We start from the raw sequence: 24,756 nt of genomic DNA on the forward strand, positions 1-24,756 counted from the left end.
TTAACTTTGTTTTGGTTGTTGAAAACATAACGACAACATCTTATATAGCTCAGGATGCTTTTGTTTGAATAACTTAGGACGTTCAAAAAAATACTCGGAAGCTACAGCAAAAAACTCAGCTTGACTTGTACCTCCATACTTTCTAATATCAGAAGTATCGTTATTTATGTTTTCCATTTCGGTATGCATTAACTCTAACCAAGGTTTTATATATTCTTTACCTAAAAAATACTCAGGCACACCATCCGTTTCTCCATCCATTTTATCCAATAAATGGACAAATTCATGGACAGGTGTATTATGCTTATCTGTTTTATTATTAAAGGCTAAACGAATTGCTTTTTTGGATAAAATCATTTGTTTTTCATATCTACCTGTACCTACCATTCCTAAAATTTTTCTGTTTTTATCGATATCAGAAAATTGCAAATCTTCATTAAAACTGTCTGGATACACTATAATACCTGATAGATTGTTATAACTCCATTCTTTAAATCCAAAAACAGGTATAATAGCACTAGACGCAATTAGTAATTTATCGGTTTCATCAATTGTAATATTTACACCATCAATATTTATTTCGGTTAAAAAAAGCGCTATTCGTTTTTTAAACACGTCTTGATTTGCTTTAGATAACTTTTTATAAAATAAAACCTTTTCTAATAGTATGGCGTGCCAATGTTGCGGAATTTGTTTTACTGTCCTTGGCCTCATTAACACAAAAGCGTAAATTATAAACCCAATAAAAATTATAAAAACAATGGTGTAAATCATATTTTAAAAGTGTTGTCGCAAAATATTGTAATTATAATAGACTAAAAAATATATCTATGGTAAAAAACCACATATTAAGTATCTTCGCAAAAAACAAAACGTATGTTAAAAGCTGTGTTATTTGATATGGATGGTGTTATTGTTGACACTGAACCTTTACATAAAAAAGCCTACTTTAAAATGTTTGATCATTTTAAAATTGAAGTGTCAGAGGCGTTGTATGAGTCTACTACAGGACAATCTACAATTAATGTTTGTAAACGTATGTGTGACCTATTTAAACTAGACAATGCGCCTGAGGAGTTAGTGCAATATAAACGTGATATATTTGTAAATCTTTTTCATAGTGATCCAAGTTTACAACTTATTGATGGTGTGTTGGATATAATACAAGATTATTATAATAATGGATTAACCTTAGTTTTAGCTTCTTCGGCATCTATGCTAACTATTAATAATGTTTTTAAACGTTTTGATTTAGACCAATATTTTAAAGCTAAAATAAGTGGTGCAGATTTAAAAGCCTCAAAACCACATCCCGAAATATTTGAAAAAGCAGCACAATTAGCTGGTCATTTACAACAACACTGTATAGTTATTGAAGACTCTACCAATGGTATTAAAGCAGCAAAAGCTGCTGGAAGCTATTGTATTGGTTATGATAGTTTTCATTCTAAAAACCAAGATTATACACAAGCAGATTTAGTTGTATCTCACTTTAAGGACATACAGTATAACAAAATATACAATATTCTAAACTAAACTAAAGCTTTACGACCTGTATGACATATGTCATATTTTAAAAGGCACAAGCCCATTAACTTTGACTTATCAAATAGTTAAAATATGTGCTTGTCTTTAGTTAATAAATATAATGTTGCTGGACCTAGATATACTAGTTATCCTACTGTTCCTTATTGGGATTTAGATACTTTTTCATTAAAAGAATGGAAACTAAGCCTTAAAAAAGCTTTTGACGAAAGCAACAGTACTGAAGGTATTAGCTTATACATACACTTACCTTTTTGCGAGAGTCTTTGTACGTTTTGCGGTTGTAATAAACGTATCACTAAACGTCATGATGTAGAGTTACCTTATATAAATGCAGTTTTAAAAGAATGGCAATTATACTGTGATTTATTAGGGGATAAACCTGTAATTAAAGAGTTGCATCTTGGTGGTGGAACACCTACTTTTTTTGATTCTGAAAATTTAAAAATTTTAATCAATGGTATTAAATACAAAGCTAAACTAGCAAATGATTACGAGTTTAGTTTTGAAGGTCATCCTAACAATACCACAAAAACACATTTACAAACGTTATTTGATTTAGGATTTAGACGTGTCAGTTTTGGAGTGCAAGACTACAACCCTATTGTACAAAAAGCCATACACAGATTTCAACCATTTGAAAACGTAAAAAAAGTTACAGAATTAGCCAGAACAATAGGTTACACCTCTATTGGCCATGACATTATATTTGGTTTACCTTTTCAAACGGAAGCACATGTCGAAGACACCATTAAAAAAACAAAACAATTATTGCCAGATCGTATTGCTTTTTATAGTTACGCACATGTCCCTTGGATAAAAGGAAATGGACAAAGAGGCTATAAAGACAGTGATTTACCAACACCAAGTATTAAACAAAATCAATATCAATTAGGTAAAAAACTATTAGCACAAGCAGGATATCATGATATTGGGATGGATCATTTTGCACTTAAAACAGATGGTTTGTATCAAGCAAGTCAAACCGAAACTATGCATCGCAATTTTATGGGTTATACAGCCTCAAAAACTAAAGTGATGATAGGGTTAGGTGTCTCATCTATTAGTGACAGTTGGTATGCTTTTGCACAAAACGTAAAAGGTATTGAAGAATATTATCATTTAATTGAAAACAACAGTATTCCTGTTTTTAGAGGACACATGTTATCCTCTGAAGATTTAATTATTAGACAGCACATTTTAAATTTAATGTGCCACTTTAAAACCAATTGGATGGCTAATAATTTATATTTTGAAGACATACCAGAAGTCCTATTAAAGCTTAAAGAAATGCAAGACGATGGTTTATTAAACATAGAATTAAATCAAATTTTTATTACAGAAAAAGGAAAACCGTTTGTTAGAAATATATGTATGGCTTTTGATTTGCTTTTACAGCGAAACAAACCAGAAACGCAATTATTTTCCATGACCATTTAGACTGTTAATTAATTTATAAAAGCTCGATAATTACCAACACAATCGATAACTTTAAAACATAAAACACAACCTTTAAAACTATCAATATGAAAAAAATAATAGTACCAGTAGACTTCTCTGAACATTCAAAATATGCTTTAGAATCAGCAGCTATATTGGCAAAAAAATATAATGCAGAAATATTTGCATTACACATGTTAGAAATTTCTGAAACCATCTTAACCCAAGGTGAAGCTGATATCCAATCAGAAACTATTTTCTTTTTAAAATTAGCCGAAAATAGATTTACAGAATTTTTAGATCAAGACTTTTTAAAAGATGTAAAAGTAACACCTGTAGTTAAACACTTTAAAGTTTTTAGTGAAGTAAACGATGTCGCTAAAGAACATAATGCAGACTTAATAGTTATGGGTTCTCATGGTAGTAGTGGTTTAAAAGAAATTTTTGTGGGCTCAAATACTGAAAAAGTAGTACGTCACGCAGAAATACCTGTACTTGTTGTTAAAAACAAACCAACAACTTTAAGTTTTGATAACGTTGTATTTGCTTCAGATTTTTCTGAAGGAACAGTCACTCCGTATTTAAATGCTTCTAAGTTATTTGAAACTTTAGGTTCAAACTTACATTTAGTATATATCAATACTCCAGGAGATAACTTTAGCAGCACCTCTGAAATGGAAAAAACGGTTGCTAACTTTTTACAAAAAGCAGATGGTAATTTAGATAAATTATCAGAAGTACAGTTTATATCTGATTACTCAGTAGAAAAAGGAGTCTTAAATTACGCAAATGTTTCTGGTGCAGACGCTATAGCTGTTGCTACACATGGTCGTACTGGATTTACACACTTTTTATCAGGAAGTATCTCTGAAGACATTGCAAATCATGCTGCATTGCCTGTAGTCACTTTCCGTATTAAATAATTTTTTTTTAGTTAGTTATATGTAAGGGTATTAAAATGAATTATCATTTTAATACCCTTTTTTTGTAAAACTAATATATATCATATCCTATAAGATTTATATAAAATATCTTTAAGTAAACCTAAAACTTAAGGATATGAAACATATCTTACTACCTACTGATTTTTCTGATAATGCATGGAGTGCTATAGTTTACGCTGTAAAATTGTATAAATACGAAGTTTGTACATTTTACTTATTACATGCTAATCCTTTAACACCATCTTCCCTATCAAATTTGTCAGATGTATATTTAAAAAACACCATACAGCAGTGTAAAAGACAACTAGAAGAAGTTAAAGACCAAATAGAATCTAGTGATGCAAATGCTAATCACAGTTTTAAGACTGTTCTAAAATTAATTGATTTACAAGTTGCAGTAAAAGCACATATTGCAGAAAACCCAATAGACTTAATTATTATGGGTACAAAAGGTGCTTCAAGAAACAAACAACTGTTTTTTGGTAGTAATACAACACGATTGATTAACACTATAAAAGTGTGTCCAACGTTAATTGTACCAGATCAATATGATTATAAACCTATAAAACAAATCGTTTTTTCTACAGATTTAAATAGGTTTTATACAGATCAAGAAATTAAAACTATAAACGACTTTACATATGATAATAATGCTACACTAAGAGTTATCAATATTCAGGTTAATGATAATTTGGTTCCTTTACAACAATACAATTTATCCATTTTAAAAAAGGGACTCCAAGGTTTTAAAACGCATTATCATTCTGTTCCAAACTATAATAAAAAAGCAGAAATCATTAATACATTTATCAATGATCTAGATATTGATTTACTAATTATGGTTAATTATAAACATAGTATAATGGAACGCTTATTAAATGAACCTGTAATAAAAAAAATAGGCTTCAATCCCTCTATTCCTTTTTTAGTTATTCCAGATAACCAATAAAATATGACAACACAGGACCTTTACATAAAAAAATCATCCGGAGAACACGTTAAGTTTTCTATAGATAAACTTAAAAATTCTTTAATAAAATCTGGAGCAGATAAAGCATTAGCCCAAAAAATCACATCAAATGTTAGAGATGAGTTATACCAAGGGATTTCTACTAAACAAATTTACAATCGTGCTTTTGCTATGCTTAAGGCGACCAAAAGTCACTTGGCGTCTAAATACAAATTAAAAAAAGCTATTTATGAGTTAGGCCCTACGGGATTTCCGTTTGAACGTTATGTAGCAGCCATTTTAGAAGCCTCAGGTTATACAACTAAAGTTGGCGAGATTATTAATGGAAAATGTGTGAAGCATGAGGTCGATATTTTGGCAACAAAAGCCAATAATACTGTACTTGTCGAGTGCAAATTTCATGGTGAAGCTGGATTAAATTGCAATGTAAAAATACCGTTGTATATCTATTCTAGATTTCAGGATATTCAGCTTAACTGGAATATCAAATATCACTCAAACACAACTATGACACAAGGTTGGGTAGTCACAAATACAAGATTTACAGAGGATGCAAAAACATATGGTAATTGTATTGGTTTACACTTATTAAGCTGGGACTACCCTATAAATAATGGGTTAAAAGAGCGTATCGATCAATTAAAACTTTACCCTATTACAACATCCACATTATTAACTAAAAGAGAAAAACAGTTTTTATTAAACAGAGAAGTTGTCCTTTGCAAAGATTTATTAAATGACGCCTTTTATTTAGATCATTTAGGCGTCTCTGAAATACGTAAAAAAAGAATTTTAAACGAAATTAAGTTACTATGTAATACCAAATAAAGCTATGAATAATCACGTTAACATTACCTTTTTAGGAGGAGCAAAAACAGTAACTGGATCCAAATATTTAATTGAAGCTTTTAATACTTCAATATTAATAGATTGTGGATTGTTTCAAGGCTTAAAAGATTTACGACTTTTAAATTGGCAACCACTGCCAATAGATGTGGCTTCCATACAAACTATATTACTAACTCATGGACATCTAGACCATGTTGGTTATTTACCTAGACTAATAAAACAAGGGTTTAAAGGCTCCATAATTGGTACTGCTCCAACTTTGGCTATAGCCGAAATTATTTTAAAAGATAGCGCAAAAATAAACGAAGAAGAAGCCAAAAAGGCTAATGCAGAAAACTACACTAAACATAAGCCAGCATTACCTTTTTATACGCAAAAAGAGGTAGAACAAATTGTGGCTAAATTTGAGGTACAAACCCAAGACAAATGGATTAATATTAATAATCACATATCCTATAGATTTAATTATAATGGTCATATAATAGGTTCAACATTTATAGAATTGGATATTGATGGAAAACGCTTTGTATTTTCTGGAGATATAGGTAGAACAAATGATTATTTACTTAGTGACCCAAAACGTCCTGATAATGCAGACTATTTATTTATAGAAAGTACTTATGGAGATAAACTACATCCTAAAGAGGCTATTGAAGAAAAACTAACTGACATAATCAAACAAACCATAAACGATAGAGGTAATTTAATTATCCCAAGTTTTGCGGTAGAACGTTTACAGATGCTAATGTTTATTTTATTTAAATTATATCAAAAAAATAAAATTCCAAACATTCCAATATTTGTAGATAGCCCAATGGGAAACAATGTGTTAGAGGTTTTTAAAAAATTCCCAAAGTGGCATAAATTGTCAGCATCAGATTATGAGGCTATGTGTAATCATATTAATGTTATTACCTCTTATGCAGATACCTGGAAAACCATAGATGATCCACGCTCTAAAATAATTATAGCAGGAAGTGGTATGGTAACAGGAGGACGCGTATTAACTTATTTGCAACAATTAATAGATCATGATAATACCACCATTTTACTTGTAGGTTACCAAGCAGAAGGTACCAGAGGACGCTTACTAAAAGAAGGTACACATGAGGTTAAATTTTATGGTAAATATTACCCTGTTAAAGCAAAAGTAAAACATATTGATAGTTTGTCTGCTCATGCAGATCAATCTGGTTTATTGGATTGGCTAAGTGCTATTAAAAATACACCAAAAGCCATTTATTTAGTCCATGGAGAGGCAACTGCACAACAAGCTTTTCATGTTAAATTAAAAGATATTTATGGATGGGACAGTTATTGTCCAGCGTTAAATGAAGTGATTAAAATTAAATTGTAAGCTACTGGTTATATGATATATATCATAGTTTAAGACTAACAATAACAGTACCTTTAATTATAGAAAATAATAACTGAGTAGTAAGAGATTGCAATAATTAATACCACGACACGCTATTAATCAACAACAAAAATTAATTTTTTGTTAAACGGTTTACTAAGTCAAAGTAATACCAAAAAGTGGTACATAAAGTTGTAATCAATAAACAGGAAGTTGACAATGTTAAACTTCCTGTTTTTTTTTAAAACAATAATTAAATTATGAAATCAGAAAAGAAAACCAAAATTGTAGAATGGTACAGTGCTGAAAGAATGCATAACATGTCTAAAACATGGTTATCAGAACTTAACTTTATAAAGGATGAACAAATCTTTTTAGAAGAATTACTAACCGATTATACGCATAAAATAATTGAGGCAGAAATATTAGATAGAGCAAAAATAGTAACCACTGCTTTACTAAGAACCACCAGAGGTAATCAACTACTTATTAATGACTTAACAAAACATGAAAAAGAACTAAGTTTAATGGTGGACGGTAAGGATGAAATTGAAAAAGAAGAACAATATAAAGAAGACCATAGAACGTTAACTAAGACATTGAGTTCTTTTTTTTACGACTATAAAGCGGTTAAATTTGAAGTTTTTGAATTGGTAAAAAGATTAATGAAAACAGACAAAGACGAACACTTATTAAATAAATAATATGAAAAAAGCACTACTTATATTATTACTTATATCACTATATGCATGTGATAGCACGCAATTAAGAGAGCGTTGGATTAGTCCAGACGCTAGCGATTATACATTACAAAAAGTTTTTATTGTGGCATTATCAAACAATCAAACTGCTAAATCACAATTTGAAAAAAAATTACAAAAACAATTAATCGCTAGAGGGATTGATGCTTCTGTTAGCTTAGATAAGTTTGACGCAGATTTTTTAGAATCAGAAAAAACTGATGCAGAATTAAAAGTGTTAGAAAATCAATTGATTGAGGAAGGTTTTGATGCTGTAATTTTTACTAAAGTAGCTGGAATAAAAAACAAAATTCAATACAAGAAAGACTATTCTAATTTTGATAAAAATCACAAAAAATTTAATGACGATTTTTTAATGTATCAAGATCAGGTTTTTAATCCGGATGCTTATAAAGAATATCAGGTTTACAATGCCGAAACGTCTGTGTATTGCCTATGTCCTACAAAAGACCGCACACTAATATGGAAAGGATATATAGACATTGTAGATCCAGAAAACATTGACCAAACAGTAAATGATTACTCTAAACTATTAACATTAGTCTTAGAAAACGATGGTATTATTCCTGAAATAGAATAAATATTTTTTAAACACACCCCTATTATTAGTCGTGTAATACAAATAAAGGAACACTAGCTATTTTACTATGTTTTGTTATTGGAGATCCCACAAACAAACGTTCTAAAAAGCTAGTTTTTTGTATTATAAACACTTCAAAGTCTATGGTGTTAGTTTGCAAATAAGTATCCACTACATGATGCATAGGTACACTAACAACTTGATGATAAATAAAATTATTTGTGTGTAATAGTTTGTTTAATAATTTTAAATCTTCTTGGTCTGAAGTTGCAGTTTCGGTTATTCGTAAAACATGATATTTACTTGTACTCTTGTCCACTAGGTTCACGATTTGTTGTACTCTTTTTTCGTTTAATACATCTTTTTCGTCCAACGGAATTAATACCGTTTCTGGTTTAGTAAACTTAAAGTGTTTAGGCACAACTAATGTTGGACAAGATACATTACGTATAACATGTAAAGTGTGACTTCCAAAAACAACCTCATCTGCTCCAGTCACACCATTTGTTCCCATTACGACTAAATCTATAGCGTTTTGTGTGATTATTTGATTGACTGCATCTGTAAACACATCGTAATCAATGTGAGTTAAAAATGTATGTCTGTCATTTTTATATTTTAAATGAAGTGCTGCTGCTAAATCCTCTAAATCTTCTTTAGGCGATTTTACTATTGAAGCATATAAGTTAGCATTACCAGTTGTCATTAAATCTGCAGATGTAAATGCTGATGCTTTATGTACATATACCAAATGAAACTGAATGGTTTTAGATTGCAACAATTGCAAGGTGTAATTTATAGCATTTTTAGAGCTTTCAGAAAAATCTGTAAGTAATAATATATTTTGCATTATAATCTGATTTTGGTTGAATTAGCGTATTGTAATTTACAAAATATTAGTTAGACCTTTTTGTAAATATAGTATTATGTTGGCTTGGCTTTGTTTCCGCGAAAGCGTTAAAATAAAACGGTTTATTAATGACAATCAATTGCACTGTTAACCATCTCTACCACTGGACTTGGAGAAATGTACGGAATACCAAGTCCTAGTCCACGTAAAATAAATAAGGCGCCAATAACTACTACAAACACTGGAATTGCTTTTTGTATGCGTTGTTTTACCTGAGCGTTTAAAAATTTACCTAAGTAAATTGCTGTGGTCATTAATGGGATGGTGCCTAAACCAAAAAAAGCCATGTATAAACCACCTTGCCAAGCATTACCTGTTGCTATGGCTCCAAAAACTGCCATATAGACTAAGCCACATGGTAAAAATCCATTTAAAAAGCCAATGGTTAAAAAGGTGTCTGTGGTTTTCTTTTTTAAGGCTTGACCCATTTGTTTTTTTACAAAACCAACAGCTTTGTAAATAGGCTTTACTATAAAATTTTGACCTAATTTTTTATAAGGAAAAAGGATTACTATAATCATTAAAACCCCAATAACGATAGATAGTTTTTGTTGTAATCCAAATATATACAAGCTTTTACCAATGACCCCAAAAATTAAACCTATAATACTATAAGCTAAAATACGACCAAAATGATAAGCGCCAATTTGTGTTATTTTTTTAAAAGAATTACTTCTGTCAACAGGTAACATAAAGGCAATAGGACCACACATACCAACACAGTGAAAGCTTCCTAATAATCCAAATATGATTGCTGTAATTAACATTTAGTATAAGACGTCTTCTTTAAACATGTAATTGGTACCTTTGTAATTCCAATCTATTTTAATGTTCCAACGACCATCTAACATACGTTTGTCAGGTATGAGCAAATTGTGACTAGACAACAAAATTGTGGTTTCGAAGTCTAGTTGTTTGTTAGATGGTCTATATAGGAACACTTTACCTTTAATATTACTGAAGTCTAACTCTGAAGGAAAACTAATTAGCATACCTTCTGGTGTTTTTTTCCAGGTTATTTTAGAGTCAAGCTCTTTAGATTTTTTTTCTTTATTAATATCGTTTTGATACTCTAATTCTTGTTTGTAGTAATTATCATTAACCAAATCATGATCCAGATTTTTATCTGTATTCATGGCTATAACAAAATACATTATAAAGCTTATAAATAGTATAAATGCTATAACTACTCCTGTTCCCCAATTTAATTTCATTTTCTAATCTGTTTAATTGTAGCTTCTAGGTCCTAAGAAGTTAACTGTTGTAGTTTCGATTAATTTTGTATCACTATACACCTCAATGGTTAGCTTAGTTTTATCCTCTTTTAAAGCACCTTGATCAAGCTCTATAAATAAAGTTCCTTCGGCTAAGCCTTGTGCTGGTACTAAAAAGCTATTATCTGTAGATACTAACTTAATGGTTCCTTTATACTTTTTAAGTTTAAAGTTTACATTATCAATAGCCTGAGTTGTTTTATTTACAAGTTTATAGGTGAAAACATTACTTATTATATTATCAGCTTTATGCTCAAATAATTGACCTGGTAACCTTAAAACACGTGCTTCTACATCGTTTCGTAACTGTAACATTGAAATTAAAACACCTGTTAGTATAAATAAGACAACAACATAGGCTTTAAGTCTTAATGTAAATTTAAAAGGTTCTTTCTTTTCAATATTATTTTCACTTGCATAACGTATAAGTCCTTTAGGCAAGCCTACTTTTTCCATTATATCATCACACTCGTCTATACAAGCGGTACAGTTTACACACTCTAATTGTGTACCGTTTCTAATATCAATTCCTGTTGGACATACATGTACACATTGCATACAATCGATACAATCTCCATGACCAAGTGCTTCTCTATCTTCGTTTTTTCTAAACTTTTTACGTCCATTCTCACCTTCTCCACGTTTATGGTCATAGGCAACAATTATAGATTGATTGTCTAATAATACACCTTGTAAACGTCCATAAGGACAAGCGATTATACAAACTTGCTCTCTAAACCAAGAAAATACAAAGTAAAATAATCCTGTAAAAATTAGCAACGGAAATAAAGTACTTAAATGCTTAAATGGTCCTTCTGTTATGTAATTTAATAGCTTATCACTACCTATTAAATAAGCTAAAAAGACATTAGCTATTAAAAAGGAAATGATAACAAAAATGGAATGTTTTAAAACCCGTTTTCTGATTTTTTCTGGTGTCCATTTGGTTCTCTTTAATTTCATTTGAGCACCTCTATCACCATCAATCCAGTATTCGATACGTCTAAAAACCATTTCTAAAAAAATGGTTTGTGGACAAATCCATCCACAAAATATACGACCAAATGCAACTGTAAATACAGTAATGAAGATAACACCAATAATCATTGAGATTACAAATAGGTGAAAATCTTGAGGCCAAAACGGAAAACCAAAAATATTAAAACGTCTTTCTAATACATTAAATAGTAAAAACTGGTTACCATTAATTTTAACAAATGGAGCTGCAAATAAAAAGGCTAAAAGAACATAACTTACTATTTTCCTATAATCGTAAAACTTTCCGCTTGGCTTTTTTGGAAATACCCAAGCACGTTTACCGTCTTCGTTTATAGTTGCTATTGAGTCTCTAAAACTCTCGTTATCTGGAGCTTCCATTGTATTTGTATTAATTGTTCATTGAAACAGATTTCTCTACTTCTAAAACGTCTGTATCTTTTATTTCTGATGGTATTTGCAAATCTTCTGCACCTTCTGGTTGCCAAAGATCACCTTCTGCCTCTTTAGGATTAGCAGGAGTTGTACCTTGTAAAGACAACACATAACTTGCTACTTGTGCCATTTCTACTGGTTTTAAATCCTTTTTCCAAGATACCATACCTTTACCAGAACGTCCACCTTCAGAGATTGTCTGGAATACATTTTTTATGCTTCCACCCAAAATCCAATGCTTATCTGTTAGGTTTGGTCCAATTCCTCCTCCACCATCTGCCATGTGACAAGCGATACAGTTTTCTGTAAATATTTTTTTACCGTTTTGTAAGTCTAAAGCATCTGTTAATAGTACTACTGAATTAACATCCACTAAGTTTTTAGCAGTTTTTTTGTATGCTTCAATTTCAATTTTTGCTTGTGCATACTCATTATCTAACTCTTCATATTGTGTGTCTGATGATCCTGTAACATGAAAATTAAACAAGTAAATTACAGCAAATACCATAGATGCGTACCATGAGTATAACCACCATGGTGGTAAGTTATTATCTAGCTCTTTAATACCATCGTAGTTATGGTCTAAAATAATTTCGTGCTCTTCCTCGATTGGTTTTTCATCACCTTTAAGTTTAGCATAAACAGCCTTTAACTTAGTAAATTGAGGGACTTTAGTTTGACTAGCTAAATAGCGTTGTTTACCTGCTTCATCTAAACTTTGAAATAGTACGTTTTCAATAGAGCCTACAATCCCTTCTATTGCAATCAGTATCACTAATACAAGTAATAAAAATAACATGATTATTGGATACTCTAAAAAAGCTGGTTTGTCTCCTGAGTCTACAAAAAACTCTACTAATCCAAAAATAATAAAGAATACAGCTGGTACTCTGACGTATGATGGAATTAAATGTCTCATAATTCGGTTTCGTTTTGGTTATCTAAGTCTAATGGTAAATTACTTACAGTGGTGATGTAGTCTTTTTTAGCGGTAATTACCCACCAAAAAAGGACTACAAAAAAACCAAAGAATATAAGTAATGAAAATATTGGATATATCTCTACACCTGCAATACTGTCTAAATGATTTTTTACAAATTTTAACATGACGTTCTATTTTTGTACTGTTGTTTCTTCTACTGTGTCTACTTTTATATCTGTACCTAAACGTTGTAAGTAAGCTATAACAGCTACAATTTCACGATTACGCATTTCAACAAAATCTGCTCCTCCGTTTTTCTTGCTATCTTCATAAGCTTTTGCAAAATCAGGATCACTATAAAGATTTTTTTCAATTTGCGTTCCTTGTTCTAACATTTGCGCTTGTGCATTTGCAATATCTTCTTCTGTATATGGTACACCTAGTTTTACCATAACTTCCATCTTAGCCTCAATTTGAGATTTATCTAAAGTGTTATCAATTAGCCATTTGTAAGCTGGCATAATAGAACCTGAAGAGGTACTTTGTGGATCATACATATGGTTAAAGTGCCAGTTGTCGTTATACTTACCACCTACTCGATGTAAATCTGGACCTGTACGCTTACTTCCCCATAAAAATGGATGGTCGTATACAAACTCTCCTGCTTTACTATATTCTCCGTATCGCTCTACTTCACTTCTAAATGGTCTAACCATTTGTGAGTGACATCCAACACAACCTTCACGTATATATATATCACGACCTTCTAACTCTAATGGAGAGTATGGTTTAACACTACTAATAGTTGGTATATTAGATTTAACCATAATTGTTGGTACAATTTGCACAATACCTCCAATTAAAATAGCGATAGTTGCTCCAATAGTTAATCTTATTGGCTTACGCTCTAACCATGTGTGCCATCCTTCTCCAGATACACGTTTTTTAGATACACGTTGTAACGCAGCAGCTTCTGCTAATTCATCCTCAACAACACTACCTTTTCTAATAGTTGCAACAACGTTAAAGACTAAGATTAACATTCCTGTTAAGTATAGCGTACCACCTATTGCACGCATCCAATACATTGGTATAATCTCTGATACAGTTTCTAAAAAGTTACCATATTTTAAATTTCCATCAGGATTAAACTGCTTCCACATACTAGCTTGTGTAAAACCTGCTACATACATTGGTAAGGCATACATAATAATACCTAAAGTACCTATCCAAAAATGTAGATTTGCTAATGCTAATGAGTATAATTTTGTTTTAAATAATTTTGGTACTAAATAGTAAATCATACCAAATGTTAAAAACCCATTCCACGCTAATGCACCAACGTGCACGTGTGCAATAATCCAATCTGTAAAGTGTGCAATTGCATTTACGTTTTTAAGGGATAACATTGGACCTTCAAATGTTGCCATACCATAACCAGTAATTGCAACAACCATAAATTTAAGTACTGGATCAACACGTACTTTATCCCAAGCACCACGAAGCGTTAATAATCCATTTATCATTCCTCCCCAAGAAGGCATTAATAACATTACAGAAAATGCAACTCCTAAATTTTGAGCCCATTCTGGTAAAGCTGTGTATAATAAATGGTGTGGTCCAGCCCAAATATAAATAAAGATTAACGACCAAAAGTGTACAATAGATAGTCTGTATGAATACACAGGTCTATTAGCAGCTTTAGGTACAAAGTAATACATTAATCCTAAAAACGGTGTTGTTAAGAAAAAGGCAACCGCATTATGTCCATACCACCATTGTACTAAGGCATCTTGTACACCTGCGTAAACCGAGTAACTTTTCATACCAGTTAAACTAACAGGTAACTCTAAACTATTAAAAATATGTAATACTGCAACAGTAACAAACGTCGCGATGTAAAACCAGATAGCAACATATAAGTGACGTTGACGACGCTTTAACATTGTACCAATAAGGTTTGCACCAAAAGCAACCCAAATTAAGGCAATAGCAATATCAAAAGGCCATTCTAACTCGGCATACTCTTTAGATGTCGAATAACCTAAAGGTAACGTAATGGCAGCTCCAACAATTATTAATTGCCATCCCCAAAAATTAATATTACTTAACAAGTCGCTAAACATTCTAGCTTTAAGTAAACGTTGTGTCGAGTAATACACTCCTGCAAATATAGCGTTACCCACAAACGCGAAAATCACCGCATTGGTGTGTAATGGTCTTAAACGACCAAAGCTAAGCCATGAAATCCCATCTGTCATATTTGGGAATAAAAACATAAACGCTAAAAGGAGTCCTACAAGCATACCAACAACTCCCCAGAGTATAGTAGCGTAAAGAAACTTTTTAACAATCTTGTTATCGTAATAAAATTGCTGCATTTCCATAATTAATTGTGATTAGTCTTATTTTTGATTTTAGTTTTTTTTATTGTTTTGATTGGCGTTTTAACCAATTCGTCTTCAAAAAGCATTCTTACAGATGGTGTGTAACCATCATCAAATTGTCCATTTTTAACAGCCATTATAAACGCTGTAAAAAACACAATCGCGATAATTATGCTTACTGTTAGTAAAATATATATAACACTCATACCTATTAGAAGTTATGCTACAAAAGTAATTTAGTAGGCTTGTTTAAAAGATGACATTTATCATGTTTAACCAAGTTTTGAACTTAAATTCAAAATTTTTTTTAAGATTTTATTAAGATTTTTTTTTCGCTTTCGCGGAAAACTTGCAACACGTAATAACACTAAGCAAAAAATTGAAATAAACTTTACTTTATTTTACGTCCAATCCAATTGGTTGCAAGTGTTGTAAATATGACTATACTAATCGAGCTTAAAGGCATTAAAATAGCTGCAATTACAGGAGCTAGCTGTCCTGTTACTGCAAAATACAAACCAATAACATTGTAGAATAATGATAATAAAAAACTCCATTTTATAATCTTTATAGCACTTTTAGAAGCCTTTATATATTGATACAATTGGTTAAACTTTGTAGCATCTAATATAGCATCACAAGCAGGAGAAAACACATTAACGTTTTCTGAAATTGCTATTCCAACATTACTTTGTGCCAAAGCACCAGCATCGTTTAAACCGTCTCCAACCATCAATACTTTTGCACCTTCTGATTGATGATATTTAATATACTCTAACTTATCATCTGGCTTCTGATTAAATAGCATTTTTGTTTTAGCAGGCAATAGTTTTTTAAGGTTTTCTAATTCACCTTCATTATCTCCTGACAAGATCACTAAGTCAAAGTGCTTTTTAAGTTTGTTAAACAACTTAGACAAGCCTTTACGGTAACTATTGTAAAATGTATATTTTCCTTTGTAACCTTTATTTGTACTAATATGTACTGCAGTATTTAAAACTGTACTATCATTATTAAAACCTACAAATTTAGCCGAACCAATTTTTATATTTTGGGTCGCATGAGACGCCTCAATACCTTTTCCTAAATGTTCTTCAAAATAATCTAAGGTTACAATGTCATTATCTTTTAAAATATCATACAACCCTCTACTTAAAGGATGGTTTGAGCCTCTTAAGGTATTTTTCAATAATACTTCCTCATCTAAACTTAATGGCACACCTTCATATTTAGCATCACTTTTTTTATTAGATGTAATGGTTCCTGTTTTATCAAAAATAACAGTATCGATATGTGCTAACTGTTCTAAAACCGAAGCGTTTTTAAGGTAAAATTTCTTTTTTCCAAAAATACGTAACAAATTACCAAAAGTAAAAGGAGCTGCTAAAGCTATTGCACATGGACAAGCTATAATTAATACTGCTGTAAAGACATTTAAAGCTTTACTGCTATCCGCAAACATCCAATATGCTGTAGCTATAAAGGCAATACTTAAAACAGCAATTGTAAAACGTTTACTAATCGCATTGGTTAGGGTTGTAAAACCATCCTCTTTATTTTTACTAAAAACATCGTTACTCCATAATTGTGTCAGGTAACTTTGTTCTACAGATTTTATGGCCTCCATTTCTATGACACCAGAGGTTTGTTTACCACCAGCAAATAACTTGTCGCCAGAAATTTTCTTAACCGTTTCAGACTCACCTGTTACAAAGCTGTAATCTATTCTTGCGTTTCCGTTAATTAATATACCATCGACAGGAATTAACTCGTGATTTCTAATTAATAATCGATCTCCTTTTTTTATGTCATATACCTGAACTGGCACTTCTTCATTATTAAAAATTTTAGTAACTGCTATTGGAAAATACGATTTGTAATCGCGCTCAAAAGACAAAAACGAATAGGTTTTTTGCTGAAAAAACTTTCCTAATAATAAAAAGAAAACTAATCCAGTTAAACTATCAAAAAAACCAGAACCTATGTCAAAAACAATTTCGGCAGTACTTCTTAAAAACAAAACAACAACGCCTAAAGCTATTGGAATATCTATATTTAATATTCTAGTTTTTATAGCTTTAAAAGCCGAAATAAAATAATCTTGAGCTGCATAAAACACAACTGGTAATGAAAAAGCAAACATAATCCATCTAAAGACATGCTTGTACTGCTCCAACCAAAACTCGTTTACCTCAAAATATTCAGGAAATGATAAAAACATCACATTTCCAAAAGCAAAACCTGCAACACCTAATTTATAAATTAAACTACGATTGACGTTTTCTTGTCCTGTTTTATAATCGTCCAAACTAATGTATGGCTCATATCCAACAGAGCTTAACAGAAGGACCAATTGTTTTAGTGAAAAAGCTGTGGTATTATATGAAACGCGTACTGTTTTTTTACCAAAATTGACTTGTGATAAAGAAATTGCTGGATTAAGTTTATTAAGATTTTCTAAAATCCATATACACGAACTGCAATGAATATGCGGAATATAAAGTGTAACTATTTGAGTTTTACCGTCGTCAAACGCTACAAGCTTTTCTATAATTTTATCTTGCGATAAAAAATCGTACTTCCCTTCTATCTCCTTTGGTATTGCTCCTGGAGACGATTGTAAGTCGTAGTAACACGTTAAGTCGCTTTCGGACAGTATTTCATAAACTGTTTTACAACCTTGACAACAAAAAGGTTTATCCTCTATTAGTATTGTTGTATCTGTACAATTATCGCCACAATGATAACATACTTTTGATTCCATAATTTGCTCTTTTACCTGTAACAAAGGTTACACTTTGACATCAATTATTATATGATATTTGTCATATCAGGTATTGTATACTTTTGGTATACTGCAACAAAATTAGGTATGAGTAAATGTGAACAATGTATTGTCAGGCAATTTAATAGTTTAAACACACTAACTAGAGATGAATTGGTGCGAGTATCTGCTTGCAAAACTGGACGAGTAGTAAAGAAAGGTGAAATAATTTTTAGAGAAGGCGAAGCTTTAAATGGTATTTATTGCATCAGAGAAGGCGTTTGTAAACTGACTAAATTAAGCGAAAACGGTAAAGATCAAGTCGTCAAATTATCTGTAAAAGGCGGTATGATGGGACAACGCTCCTTGGTTAGCAATGAAAGTTCTAACTTAACTGCTGTTGCCTTAAATGATATGCAAATTTGTTTTATTCCTAAACAAGAGATTTTAGAGGATTTACAGAAAAATATAAATTTTTCGATGGATCTTTTAAAACGAATGGCTCAGGATTTAAGAGATGCGGATGATAGTCTTGTGGATATGGCCCAAAAAACTGTAAAGCAACGTTTAGCAGAAACTTTAGTGTACGTTAAAAACAAATTTGATAATGATGCAGATGGTTATTTAGCCTTAACGCTATCTAGAGATGATTATGCTAGTATTGTTGGCACAGCGACTGAAAGTGCTATTAGGATTTTATCTCAATTTAAAAAAGAAGGATTAATTAGTACAAAAGGAAAACAAATCAAAATTGAAGATGAGCAAGCTTTAAAACGTGTAGAGTAATTTTTAATATTTACTTAAAATTAATACTTAAATACGTATTTGCTCTTGTTTTAAACAATGGATTTTCTTTATATTTACAATTCAAATTTTATATATGAAAAGACTTACACTACTTCCGATTTTATTATTTTCTTTTTTATACGTTAATGCACAAGATGAAGTTTTTGGCTTTATGCACAAAGAGCTTTTTATTGAGGGTAACATCCAATACTCTACTATAGATAATCAAACAACCCAAAATAAGATTACAACGTTAGGACTAAATCCTAAAGTAGGTTATTTTATACTTGATGAGTTAGCTTTAGGTATTCAGGGATCTTATCAATTAGAGACTAACACAACAACACTTCCTGATCCAGATCCAGACACTAATACTGATGTTGTTAGAAAGGTTGAAACTACCTATTATTCTCCAGGAATATTTGCACGTTACTACTTTTTACAATTAGGAAAACGTTTTTTTACATATGGAGAATTAGGCGGTAATTACGGGATGAAAAAGCGATTTGTAGATGTAAATGGTGATATAGATAACGAAGTGAAAACTAATGTTATAGACGCCAATTTAAATTTAGGTTTAAATTACTTTGTTAATGATAAGATAATCATCTCGTTCTCATTAGCTGATGTTGTGTCCTACACATCAGAAAAAATAGATGCTGATGATGCTAAACCTATAAACACGCTAAATGCAAATATAAACGTACTTAACAACTTTTTTCAAACTGCACAGTTTGGTGTTATGTTTATCCTAAACTAAAGCTTACAGGTTAAAAAAATAAAATCCGTTTAAATCTAACATTAGATTTAAACGGATTTTATTTTTAATAATAATTAGTAATTGTACAACATTTTGACCAAACAATGAAAACCCGAATTTTAACGACATTATTTATAGTTTTTATAAGTTGCAAAAATGTGACTAAAAATGAACAGGCTCAAATTGCAATTGATTCTACTGAATCGAAAGTTAAAGTCGATATAAAACAAAAGGAATATTCGATTAGTAACGGAATTTGGATAAGTACTATTGACTCCTTATCAAGTGTTGAGATTAAAGACAACAAGTGGATTTTTAAATACATAAATGCAAAAACTGATTCAGATGACATTTATGATTATCTGATTACTGAAAGTGTTTTTGATGAGGACAATTCAATAATTGGTGGAGGTTTAGTCTTATCGCATAAATCTGATACGTTGAAGTATGGAATTGATTATATATCTGATAAAAACATGACACTGATATATTTACCAAGAGGAAATTTTCATCAGTATCAAAAAAAATAAAAAACGTTGTACAACAATAAGTATAATTAATTGCTGGTTTCTAGCCTACCTGCAAAAATTCTTACGAAATATTCTATCTGTAATTTATTTTTCAACTTAGTGCCTAAATCTTGTAACTAACAATAGACAATAACGATATACTAAATTACTATAGTTCTAATTTTTTTTTGCTTCCTCATAAAATAGAAGGCACTTTTTTTCAAATTCAAAATTTATATCATCACTAAAACAATATAAAAAGGTATCTGTAAATATCATTTGTTTTGTTATGGTTGGTAGCTTTCTTAATTTACCGTTATAGACATCATAAAAATCACCTATATACGTATTAGATTTCAAGTCTACACTTGATCTTCCACTACCGTTTTTAACTAGATCTCCATACGTATGTCTATCTAAATCATAATCTGTCCGATAGATTTTAATGAGTTGCATTTTTTTTACATTGGTGTTATATTCAAACTCATTTATCCAACCAGAGCGACCATAATCATTCCAAAACTGGAATCCGTTTTTAGTTTCCACCAAAGTGTTTCCAAAATTTAGACTTCTAATTTTTAAGCTTTCTATTTTTTTATAATTGTTTGAAGACAACACGCATATTAGCTTATCTAAGTCACTGTCTATGTATACAGTGTCCATTTTTTTGTCTCCATCAAAATCTTTAGTTATTTGTCTAGTCGACTGTGCAAGTGTTATATTAAAAACTATAAATGGTATTATAACTGCTAACTGTTTCATTATATCAAACTTTAATTAAAAGTTATTATTTAAAACAAATGATCATGTATTAATGAAACTATTATAACAATAGCAATTAAAATAGACAACCGTAAAACATTTATTGACACGTTATTAGCTTTTTTCAAGTAATTGTTTACCAGAATAAAAGGAATAAAACTAATGACGCCAACCCTTAATCCTACTAGAAAAATGACTAGTTGTTTTGCAAATTTTACAGATTTTGAATCTAGGGTTTGAAAATATCTAAATAAAATAGAAATAGTAATACTGATTAACAACCAAAATAATAGGTTTACATATTTATTTTTAAACATTGTAATTAGTTTTTAAAACCTGGATTTATACCTGAACCAAAACTATCCCTTAATGCCTGTTCTACTTCTGGAAATAGTTTTGTGTGGCTTAAGCTATGTGCATTAATAGCTAAATAAACTAAAGAGCCTGGTTTAACCTCTAGTTTACTATTAGCAAGATCTTTGTCAGTTACTAAGTTTTTATTGTATTTATTAATTAAACTACGATAGCTTTTAAAATTACTCATAGCTAGTTTTAATGCTGTATCTAAAGCTCCAAAATTAATAATAGCCAAAGTATTTAAGGTATCTATAACGGTATCTAATTTCCCTAAATAATTTGGTGTCATCAGTTGACTTAAAAGACGCATTGCAACTTCTCTAATATCGTTTTTATTGTTTTTAACTGCATCTTCAATACCATTGATAAATGCATCGTAATCTGATTGTTTATTTTTAGAATGATATGGGTCTTGTGTATATATTGGAATGTCTACAATTTCAAATTTATTATTGACCTGCTTTTTAGGAGACCATGATGTATCATCTATCCTATCCACGATACCAGATTCGTCCGTCTGAGATATACTATTTAATAATCCTAATAAATAACTACTATCCTCATTTTTATCTATTTCAAATAAAACATTAATAATTCCTAAAATACCAATTAAATCGATGTCATCAAAAAATTCTGAACGACCATAACCTCCATCTCTATTATTTTGATTTCTTTCAAACACACCACCTTGTGTACTTGCCCAATTAAGAAGTTGCCTTAAATGACCTAGTAATTCTACTTTTTGAGGAGCAAAAATTGTTGTTGTTTGTAGACAATTGACTTTATTTATTAAAACAGTTAAAACTTGCTCAATACCATCTAATAAAATTGTGGCTTGTTGCCAAAGAAAAGGACCTTCTGTGTGATTATTAATTACAAGATCTGACAAATGATCAAACGCAGTAAAGTTAGTTTCTTCAATTCTTTCCAATCCAGCTTTGAAATCTTCTTTATTAAAATCTGCAAGTAAAATTTCAAGATTTTTTAAAGAAAAATCTGCAACAAAACGTTGTGTAATATCATATTTGTTATGAACATTAATTATTTTACAATCTGGATGCAAGTTTTTTGCATTTAGCTGATGTTGTTCTTTAAAAAAAGGAGTAGAAAGATAGGTTATAGATTTTACTTTCCATTTTTCCGGAAAACTACCATCGTTAGCTATCACGTTAGTGTATTCGTTTATAACATTTCCACCATGAGAGTGTCCGATAAAATGAAAATATATATCTTCATTTTTCCAATTAGGATATAGTCTATATATTAAATCTAAAAGCCTATTAGCACCTGTAGTTCTATCTGTATTATTATTATCACCAGACCAGCTAAAAAATTCGTCCTCGATATGTAAGTCATTAAATTGAGGTTTAAACTCTTTGACACTTGCTCTGAGGTTTTTTAAATCGGCTTTTGTACTTCTCCAGTAATCCCTATTGGATTGATGGTTTGCAGCTGTCGTATTTATTGGGTCTGTTGTTCCAGCCACAAACATAATTACGTCTTTAGGGCTTATAATATTTATTGAAGCTGATTTAGTTACTCCGTCTTCAAACGCTATTTTAAAAGTATTTTGTCCCATATTAATTTTGCGTTGATTGTTGAATAACTTCTAGTTGTATTTTTTCTGAATCACTAGTAATTATGTAATCCTTGATGGTATCGTTATGTAATACTTGTCCATTATACTTAAAATCGTGAGATTTATCATCTAAACTAATAGTCATAGCGTCTCCTATCCTATTAGAAGTTTCGATATTTAAAACAATTATATCGCCTATTTTATAGCTTTCAAGTTCCTGACCATCTGTATTAGTTATGGTGTAACTTGTTACTTTTTTCTCTTTTTCTTCTCGTTTTGTTTCATCAATATTTACAAATGGATTGTTTGGGTTCCAGGTTTCTTCATGTAAAAGACCTCTCATTTTAATGATTCCCCAACCAATTGAAATATTCATGTGCATTGGACTTGCTCCTGAAGCATCAAAATGTTCTGAAAGTCTTAATACATATGCATTAGCAAATTCTATTTTAAATAACGTACTTAATCCGTCTCGTTTATAAAACACTATTTCTCCTTTTATACTGCTAGTAGGAGAAAACATGTTATGATATAAAAAACTATCGTCTTTGGTGGATTCCAAACTAAATTCTAGTTGCTTACCTAACGGTTTGGTTGTTGGTTTACCATTGACATCTGCAAGTCTAGAAAACACCTGTTTTGCATTAAGAATGTTTCTTACTTCGTCATTTATAAATAATTTTGCTAAAAAACTCATACATTATATTTTAATCTAATAAAAAGCTTCTTCTACTCTTAACCTCTGGATTATCAACCACCTCTTCTTTTACAAAAATATTGGAGTCTGATTTTTTACCTATGTAGTCTAACTCGTTTAATTTTTTAAATAATGATAGCATCAATCTTGTAAATGAAGACACTTTATATAAAGCTGCATTAACATCTGTATGCACATACTCTAAGTCTATCATATCTATAAGTACGTTTTCAAATGCGCCTTGGTTTAAATCACACCAGTCCGTAAGGTAGTTTAAAAGATCTTCTTTACCTGTTCCAACATATACATCTAAACTACTTTTGATTGTTCTAGCTAAGCTTACTTGCTTAGTAATCATATTAATTGGTGGATTATTTTTATCTTCTAATCTAAAGTTTGAAATATTATCATTTAGGTATTGTAATGTTCTTTGCGACAAATGCAATACCATATGTGCTAAATCATTAGTTTGTTTTTTTTGATATATTTTTTGAATAATATGCATAGAATAGGATTCCATTTGATTTAAAAATGCACCTAATTCTGAATATGTAAATTTTAAATCGCCATGACTTTGTACTGAGCTACATGGTGGGATAAAATCTTCCGATAACACTGGTTTGTCATCTACCAAAACAATTTTACCAATGGTTAAATGATAAAGCCCTAACTCTTTTTTTGAGGTTTCGGATTTAGGCAAAACATCTATTGTATACTCTGGTAAAGTATTTGGATGACGTGGTGGCTCCTCTTCTGGATCGGCATTACCTACAGGAATTGTTTTAAAAGGATTAACCTTTATTACCACAAACCACTCTGTGTCATTTTCGCTTAAAGTATATTGGTGTTTTAATACATAACCAGATTGTTCAAGCAAGGCTTTTGTTTGATTAGTAATATTAATTTGATAACCACCTAAAGTTACAGCAACACACTTGTTTACAACAACCTCTATAGTATCTTGACCATCTAAAGATATTATTACATCTATGGCATTATCGGCATCATTATAGTTTGGTAATAAACCATAATTATTAGGTGTAATATTTAATTTAACTGCATTATTTATTGTTGAAATAAGTGCATTTTCAGACTCAATAAAATGATTTTTATTAATTTTCATTCCATCAATCCAATTGACTCTATAATTATTTTCTGACATAGAACTCATA

25 protein-coding genes are annotated in these 24,756 nt (G+C 30.6%); 11 read left to right on the top strand and 14 right to left on the bottom strand.

All coding sequences use genetic code 11. The annotated features are described in order from the left end of the window. Positions 1 to 774 carry a M90 family metallopeptidase gene (locus V6251_RS11125; protein WP_341588285.1) on the bottom strand — a complete coding sequence of 258 codons (774 nt, stop codon included), beginning with the start codon at positions 772 to 774 and terminating at the stop codon, positions 1 to 3. Positions 775 to 876: 102 nt separating this feature from the next. On the opposite strand from V6251_RS11125, the gene V6251_RS11130 reads away from it, so the two are divergent. The 8 genes from V6251_RS11130 to V6251_RS11165 all read left to right on the top strand — a co-directional run bounded on the left by V6251_RS11130 (position 877) and on the right by V6251_RS11165 (position 8,446). Then, positions 877 to 1,536 carry an HAD family hydrolase gene (locus V6251_RS11130; RefSeq protein ID WP_341588286.1) on the top strand — a complete coding sequence of 220 codons (660 nt, stop codon included), beginning with the start codon at positions 877 to 879 and terminating at the stop codon, positions 1,534 to 1,536. A gap of 84 nt (positions 1,537 to 1,620) precedes the next feature. Next, positions 1,621 to 2,985: an oxygen-independent coproporphyrinogen III oxidase gene (gene hemN / locus V6251_RS11135; RefSeq protein WP_341588287.1), complete on the top strand. Its 1,365-nt coding sequence runs from the start codon at positions 1,621 to 1,623 to the stop codon at positions 2,983 to 2,985. Between the two features lie 86 nt (positions 2,986 to 3,071). After that, positions 3,072 to 3,908, top strand: a complete 837-nt coding sequence (locus V6251_RS11140; protein ID WP_341588288.1) for a universal stress protein — start codon at positions 3,072 to 3,074, stop codon at positions 3,906 to 3,908. A 136-nt stretch (positions 3,909 to 4,044) separates the two neighbouring features. After that, positions 4,045 to 4,878: a universal stress protein gene (locus tag V6251_RS11145; protein ID WP_341588289.1), complete on the top strand. Its 834-nt coding sequence runs from the start codon at positions 4,045 to 4,047 to the stop codon at positions 4,876 to 4,878. A gap of 3 nt (positions 4,879 to 4,881) precedes the next feature. Then, positions 4,882 to 5,727, top strand: coding sequence for an ATP cone domain-containing protein (locus V6251_RS11150; protein WP_341588290.1), 846 nt, complete (start codon positions 4,882 to 4,884; stop codon positions 5,725 to 5,727). 4 nt (positions 5,728 to 5,731) lie between these two features. Continuing rightward, positions 5,732 to 7,105: an MBL fold metallo-hydrolase gene (locus V6251_RS11155; protein ID WP_341588291.1), complete on the top strand. Its 1,374-nt coding sequence runs from the start codon at positions 5,732 to 5,734 to the stop codon at positions 7,103 to 7,105. A gap of 260 nt (positions 7,106 to 7,365) precedes the next feature. Continuing rightward, entirely contained in the window at positions 7,366 to 7,809 is a 444-nt protein-coding gene (locus tag V6251_RS11160) for a hypothetical protein (protein WP_145001383.1), read from the top strand. Position 7,810: 1 nt separating this feature from the next. After that, a complete protein-coding gene (locus V6251_RS11165) occupies positions 7,811 to 8,446 on the top strand; it encodes a hypothetical protein (RefSeq protein ID WP_341588292.1) in 636 nt (211 codons plus the stop codon). Positions 8,447 to 8,471: 25 nt separating this feature from the next. On the opposite strand, the gene V6251_RS11170 is transcribed toward V6251_RS11165, so the two are convergent. The 9 genes from V6251_RS11170 to V6251_RS11210 form a co-directional block, all read right to left on the bottom strand. Next, positions 8,472 to 9,296: a universal stress protein gene (locus V6251_RS11170; RefSeq protein ID WP_341588293.1), complete on the bottom strand. Its 825-nt coding sequence runs from the start codon at positions 9,294 to 9,296 to the stop codon at positions 8,472 to 8,474. Positions 9,297 to 9,421: 125 nt separating this feature from the next. Then, on the bottom strand, positions 9,422 to 10,123 hold the full coding sequence (locus V6251_RS11175; protein WP_028283031.1) for a sulfite exporter TauE/SafE family protein: 702 nt from the start codon (positions 10,121 to 10,123) through the stop codon (positions 9,422 to 9,424). Then, positions 10,124 to 10,570: a FixH family protein gene (locus V6251_RS11180; RefSeq protein ID WP_341588294.1), complete on the bottom strand. Its 447-nt coding sequence runs from the start codon at positions 10,568 to 10,570 to the stop codon at positions 10,124 to 10,126. A 12-nt stretch (positions 10,571 to 10,582) separates the two neighbouring features. Next, positions 10,583 to 12,007 carry a cytochrome c oxidase accessory protein CcoG gene (gene ccoG, locus V6251_RS11185; protein WP_341588295.1) on the bottom strand — a complete coding sequence of 475 codons (1,425 nt, stop codon included), beginning with the start codon at positions 12,005 to 12,007 and terminating at the stop codon, positions 10,583 to 10,585. A gap of 10 nt (positions 12,008 to 12,017) precedes the next feature. After that, positions 12,018 to 12,980 carry a cbb3-type cytochrome c oxidase N-terminal domain-containing protein gene (locus V6251_RS11190; RefSeq protein WP_341588296.1) on the bottom strand — a complete coding sequence of 321 codons (963 nt, stop codon included), beginning with the start codon at positions 12,978 to 12,980 and terminating at the stop codon, positions 12,018 to 12,020. Further along, the gene (locus tag V6251_RS11195) at positions 12,977 to 13,168 is read right to left on the bottom strand and encodes a CcoQ/FixQ family Cbb3-type cytochrome c oxidase assembly chaperone (protein ID WP_145001367.1); all 192 of its coding nucleotides are present in this window, start codon (positions 13,166 to 13,168) and stop codon (positions 12,977 to 12,979) included. The genes V6251_RS11190 and V6251_RS11195 overlap by 4 nt, the downstream gene beginning before the upstream one ends. A 6-nt stretch (positions 13,169 to 13,174) precedes the next feature. Beyond that, a complete protein-coding gene (ccoN, locus tag V6251_RS11200; RefSeq protein ID WP_341588297.1) occupies positions 13,175 to 15,370 on the bottom strand; it encodes a cytochrome-c oxidase, cbb3-type subunit I in 2,196 nt (731 codons plus the stop codon). Positions 15,371 to 15,372: 2 nt separating this feature from the next. Further along, on the bottom strand, positions 15,373 to 15,576 hold the full coding sequence (ccoS, locus tag V6251_RS11205) for a cbb3-type cytochrome oxidase assembly protein CcoS (RefSeq protein ID WP_028283025.1): 204 nt from the start codon (positions 15,574 to 15,576) through the stop codon (positions 15,373 to 15,375). A 185-nt stretch (positions 15,577 to 15,761) separates the two neighbouring features. Further along, positions 15,762 to 18,134, bottom strand: coding sequence for a heavy metal translocating P-type ATPase (locus V6251_RS11210; RefSeq protein WP_341588298.1), 2,373 nt, complete (start codon positions 18,132 to 18,134; stop codon positions 15,762 to 15,764). Between the two features lie 51 nt (positions 18,135 to 18,185). Here V6251_RS11210 and V6251_RS11215 point away from each other — a divergent pair, with 51 nt between their 5' ends. The 3 genes from V6251_RS11215 (at position 18,186) to V6251_RS11225 (ending at position 20,210) form a co-directional block, all read left to right on the top strand. Beyond that, entirely contained in the window at positions 18,186 to 18,920 is a 735-nt protein-coding gene (locus V6251_RS11215) for a Crp/Fnr family transcriptional regulator (RefSeq protein WP_341588299.1), read from the top strand. A gap of 94 nt (positions 18,921 to 19,014) precedes the next feature. After that, positions 19,015 to 19,680, top strand: a complete 666-nt coding sequence (locus V6251_RS11220) for an outer membrane beta-barrel protein (protein ID WP_341588300.1) — start codon at positions 19,015 to 19,017, stop codon at positions 19,678 to 19,680. A 104-nt stretch (positions 19,681 to 19,784) separates the two neighbouring features. Further along, on the top strand, positions 19,785 to 20,210 hold the full coding sequence (locus tag V6251_RS11225) for a hypothetical protein (RefSeq protein WP_341588301.1): 426 nt from the start codon (positions 19,785 to 19,787) through the stop codon (positions 20,208 to 20,210). A gap of 156 nt (positions 20,211 to 20,366) precedes the next feature. Here the strand turns inward: V6251_RS11225 and V6251_RS11230 are convergent, their stop codons facing one another. From V6251_RS11230 to V6251_RS11245, 4 genes are all read right to left on the bottom strand, one after another. Next, on the bottom strand, positions 20,367 to 20,951 hold the full coding sequence (locus tag V6251_RS11230) for a hypothetical protein (RefSeq protein WP_341588302.1): 585 nt from the start codon (positions 20,949 to 20,951) through the stop codon (positions 20,367 to 20,369). A 322-nt stretch (positions 20,952 to 21,273) separates the two neighbouring features. After that, entirely contained in the window at positions 21,274 to 22,887 is a 1,614-nt protein-coding gene (locus V6251_RS11235; protein ID WP_341588303.1) for a hypothetical protein, read from the bottom strand. A 1-nt stretch (position 22,888) separates the two neighbouring features. After that, on the bottom strand, positions 22,889 to 23,584 hold the full coding sequence (gene tssD / locus V6251_RS11240; RefSeq protein ID WP_341588304.1) for a type VI secretion system tube protein TssD: 696 nt from the start codon (positions 23,582 to 23,584) through the stop codon (positions 22,889 to 22,891). Between the two features lie 10 nt (positions 23,585 to 23,594). Then, the gene (locus V6251_RS11245) at positions 23,595 to 24,755 is read right to left on the bottom strand and encodes a hypothetical protein (protein WP_341588305.1); all 1,161 of its coding nucleotides are present in this window, start codon (positions 24,753 to 24,755) and stop codon (positions 23,595 to 23,597) included. Position 24,756 lies beyond the last annotated feature (1 nt).

Origin of the sequence: Olleya sp. Ti.3.14 (assembly GCF_038154885.1) — a bacterium.
In the GTDB taxonomy this organism is placed as follows: Bacteria; Bacteroidota; Bacteroidia; order Flavobacteriales; family Flavobacteriaceae; genus Olleya.

Bases quoted from the DNA above. Each gene is read 5' to 3' on its own strand.
- V6251_RS11125 (WP_341588285.1), bottom strand. From the start codon at position 774: ATGATTTACACCATTGTTTTTATAATTTTTATTGGGTTTATAATTTAC.
- V6251_RS11130 (WP_341588286.1), top strand. From the start codon at position 877: ATGTTAAAAGCTGTGTTATTTGATATGGATGGTGTTATTGTTGACACT.
- hemN (WP_341588287.1), top strand. From the start codon at position 1,621: ATGTGCTTGTCTTTAGTTAATAAATATAATGTTGCTGGACCTAGATAT.
- V6251_RS11140 (WP_341588288.1), top strand. From the start codon at position 3,072: ATGAAAAAAATAATAGTACCAGTAGACTTCTCTGAACATTCAAAATAT.
- V6251_RS11145 (WP_341588289.1), top strand. From the start codon at position 4,045: ATGAAACATATCTTACTACCTACTGATTTTTCTGATAATGCATGGAGT.
- V6251_RS11150 (WP_341588290.1), top strand. From the start codon at position 4,882: ATGACAACACAGGACCTTTACATAAAAAAATCATCCGGAGAACACGTT.
- V6251_RS11155 (WP_341588291.1), top strand. From the start codon at position 5,732: ATGAATAATCACGTTAACATTACCTTTTTAGGAGGAGCAAAAACAGTA.
- V6251_RS11160 (WP_145001383.1), top strand. From the start codon at position 7,366: ATGAAATCAGAAAAGAAAACCAAAATTGTAGAATGGTACAGTGCTGAA.
- V6251_RS11165 (WP_341588292.1), top strand. From the start codon at position 7,811: ATGAAAAAAGCACTACTTATATTATTACTTATATCACTATATGCATGT.
- V6251_RS11170 (WP_341588293.1), bottom strand. From the start codon at position 9,296: ATGCAAAATATATTATTACTTACAGATTTTTCTGAAAGCTCTAAAAAT.
- V6251_RS11175 (WP_028283031.1), bottom strand. From the start codon at position 10,123: ATGTTAATTACAGCAATCATATTTGGATTATTAGGAAGCTTTCACTGT.
- V6251_RS11180 (WP_341588294.1), bottom strand. From the start codon at position 10,570: ATGAAATTAAATTGGGGAACAGGAGTAGTTATAGCATTTATACTATTT.
- ccoG (WP_341588295.1), bottom strand. From the start codon at position 12,007: ATGGAAGCTCCAGATAACGAGAGTTTTAGAGACTCAATAGCAACTATA.
- V6251_RS11190 (WP_341588296.1), bottom strand. From the start codon at position 12,980: ATGAGACATTTAATTCCATCATACGTCAGAGTACCAGCTGTATTCTTT.
- V6251_RS11195 (WP_145001367.1), bottom strand. From the start codon at position 13,168: ATGTTAAAATTTGTAAAAAATCATTTAGACAGTATTGCAGGTGTAGAG.
- ccoN (WP_341588297.1), bottom strand. From the start codon at position 15,370: ATGGAAATGCAGCAATTTTATTACGATAACAAGATTGTTAAAAAGTTT.
- ccoS (WP_028283025.1), bottom strand. From the start codon at position 15,576: ATGAGTGTTATATATATTTTACTAACAGTAAGCATAATTATCGCGATT.
- V6251_RS11210 (WP_341588298.1), bottom strand. From the start codon at position 18,134: ATGGAATCAAAAGTATGTTATCATTGTGGCGATAATTGTACAGATACA.
- V6251_RS11215 (WP_341588299.1), top strand. From the start codon at position 18,186: ATGATATTTGTCATATCAGGTATTGTATACTTTTGGTATACTGCAACA.
- V6251_RS11220 (WP_341588300.1), top strand. From the start codon at position 19,015: ATGAAAAGACTTACACTACTTCCGATTTTATTATTTTCTTTTTTATAC.
- V6251_RS11225 (WP_341588301.1), top strand. From the start codon at position 19,785: ATGAAAACCCGAATTTTAACGACATTATTTATAGTTTTTATAAGTTGC.
- V6251_RS11230 (WP_341588302.1), bottom strand. From the start codon at position 20,951: ATGAAACAGTTAGCAGTTATAATACCATTTATAGTTTTTAATATAACA.
- V6251_RS11235 (WP_341588303.1), bottom strand. From the start codon at position 22,887: ATGGGACAAAATACTTTTAAAATAGCGTTTGAAGACGGAGTAACTAAA.
- tssD (WP_341588304.1), bottom strand. From the start codon at position 23,584: ATGAGTTTTTTAGCAAAATTATTTATAAATGACGAAGTAAGAAACATT.
- V6251_RS11245 (WP_341588305.1), bottom strand. From the start codon at position 24,755: ATGAGTTCTATGTCAGAAAATAATTATAGAGTCAATTGGATTGATGGA.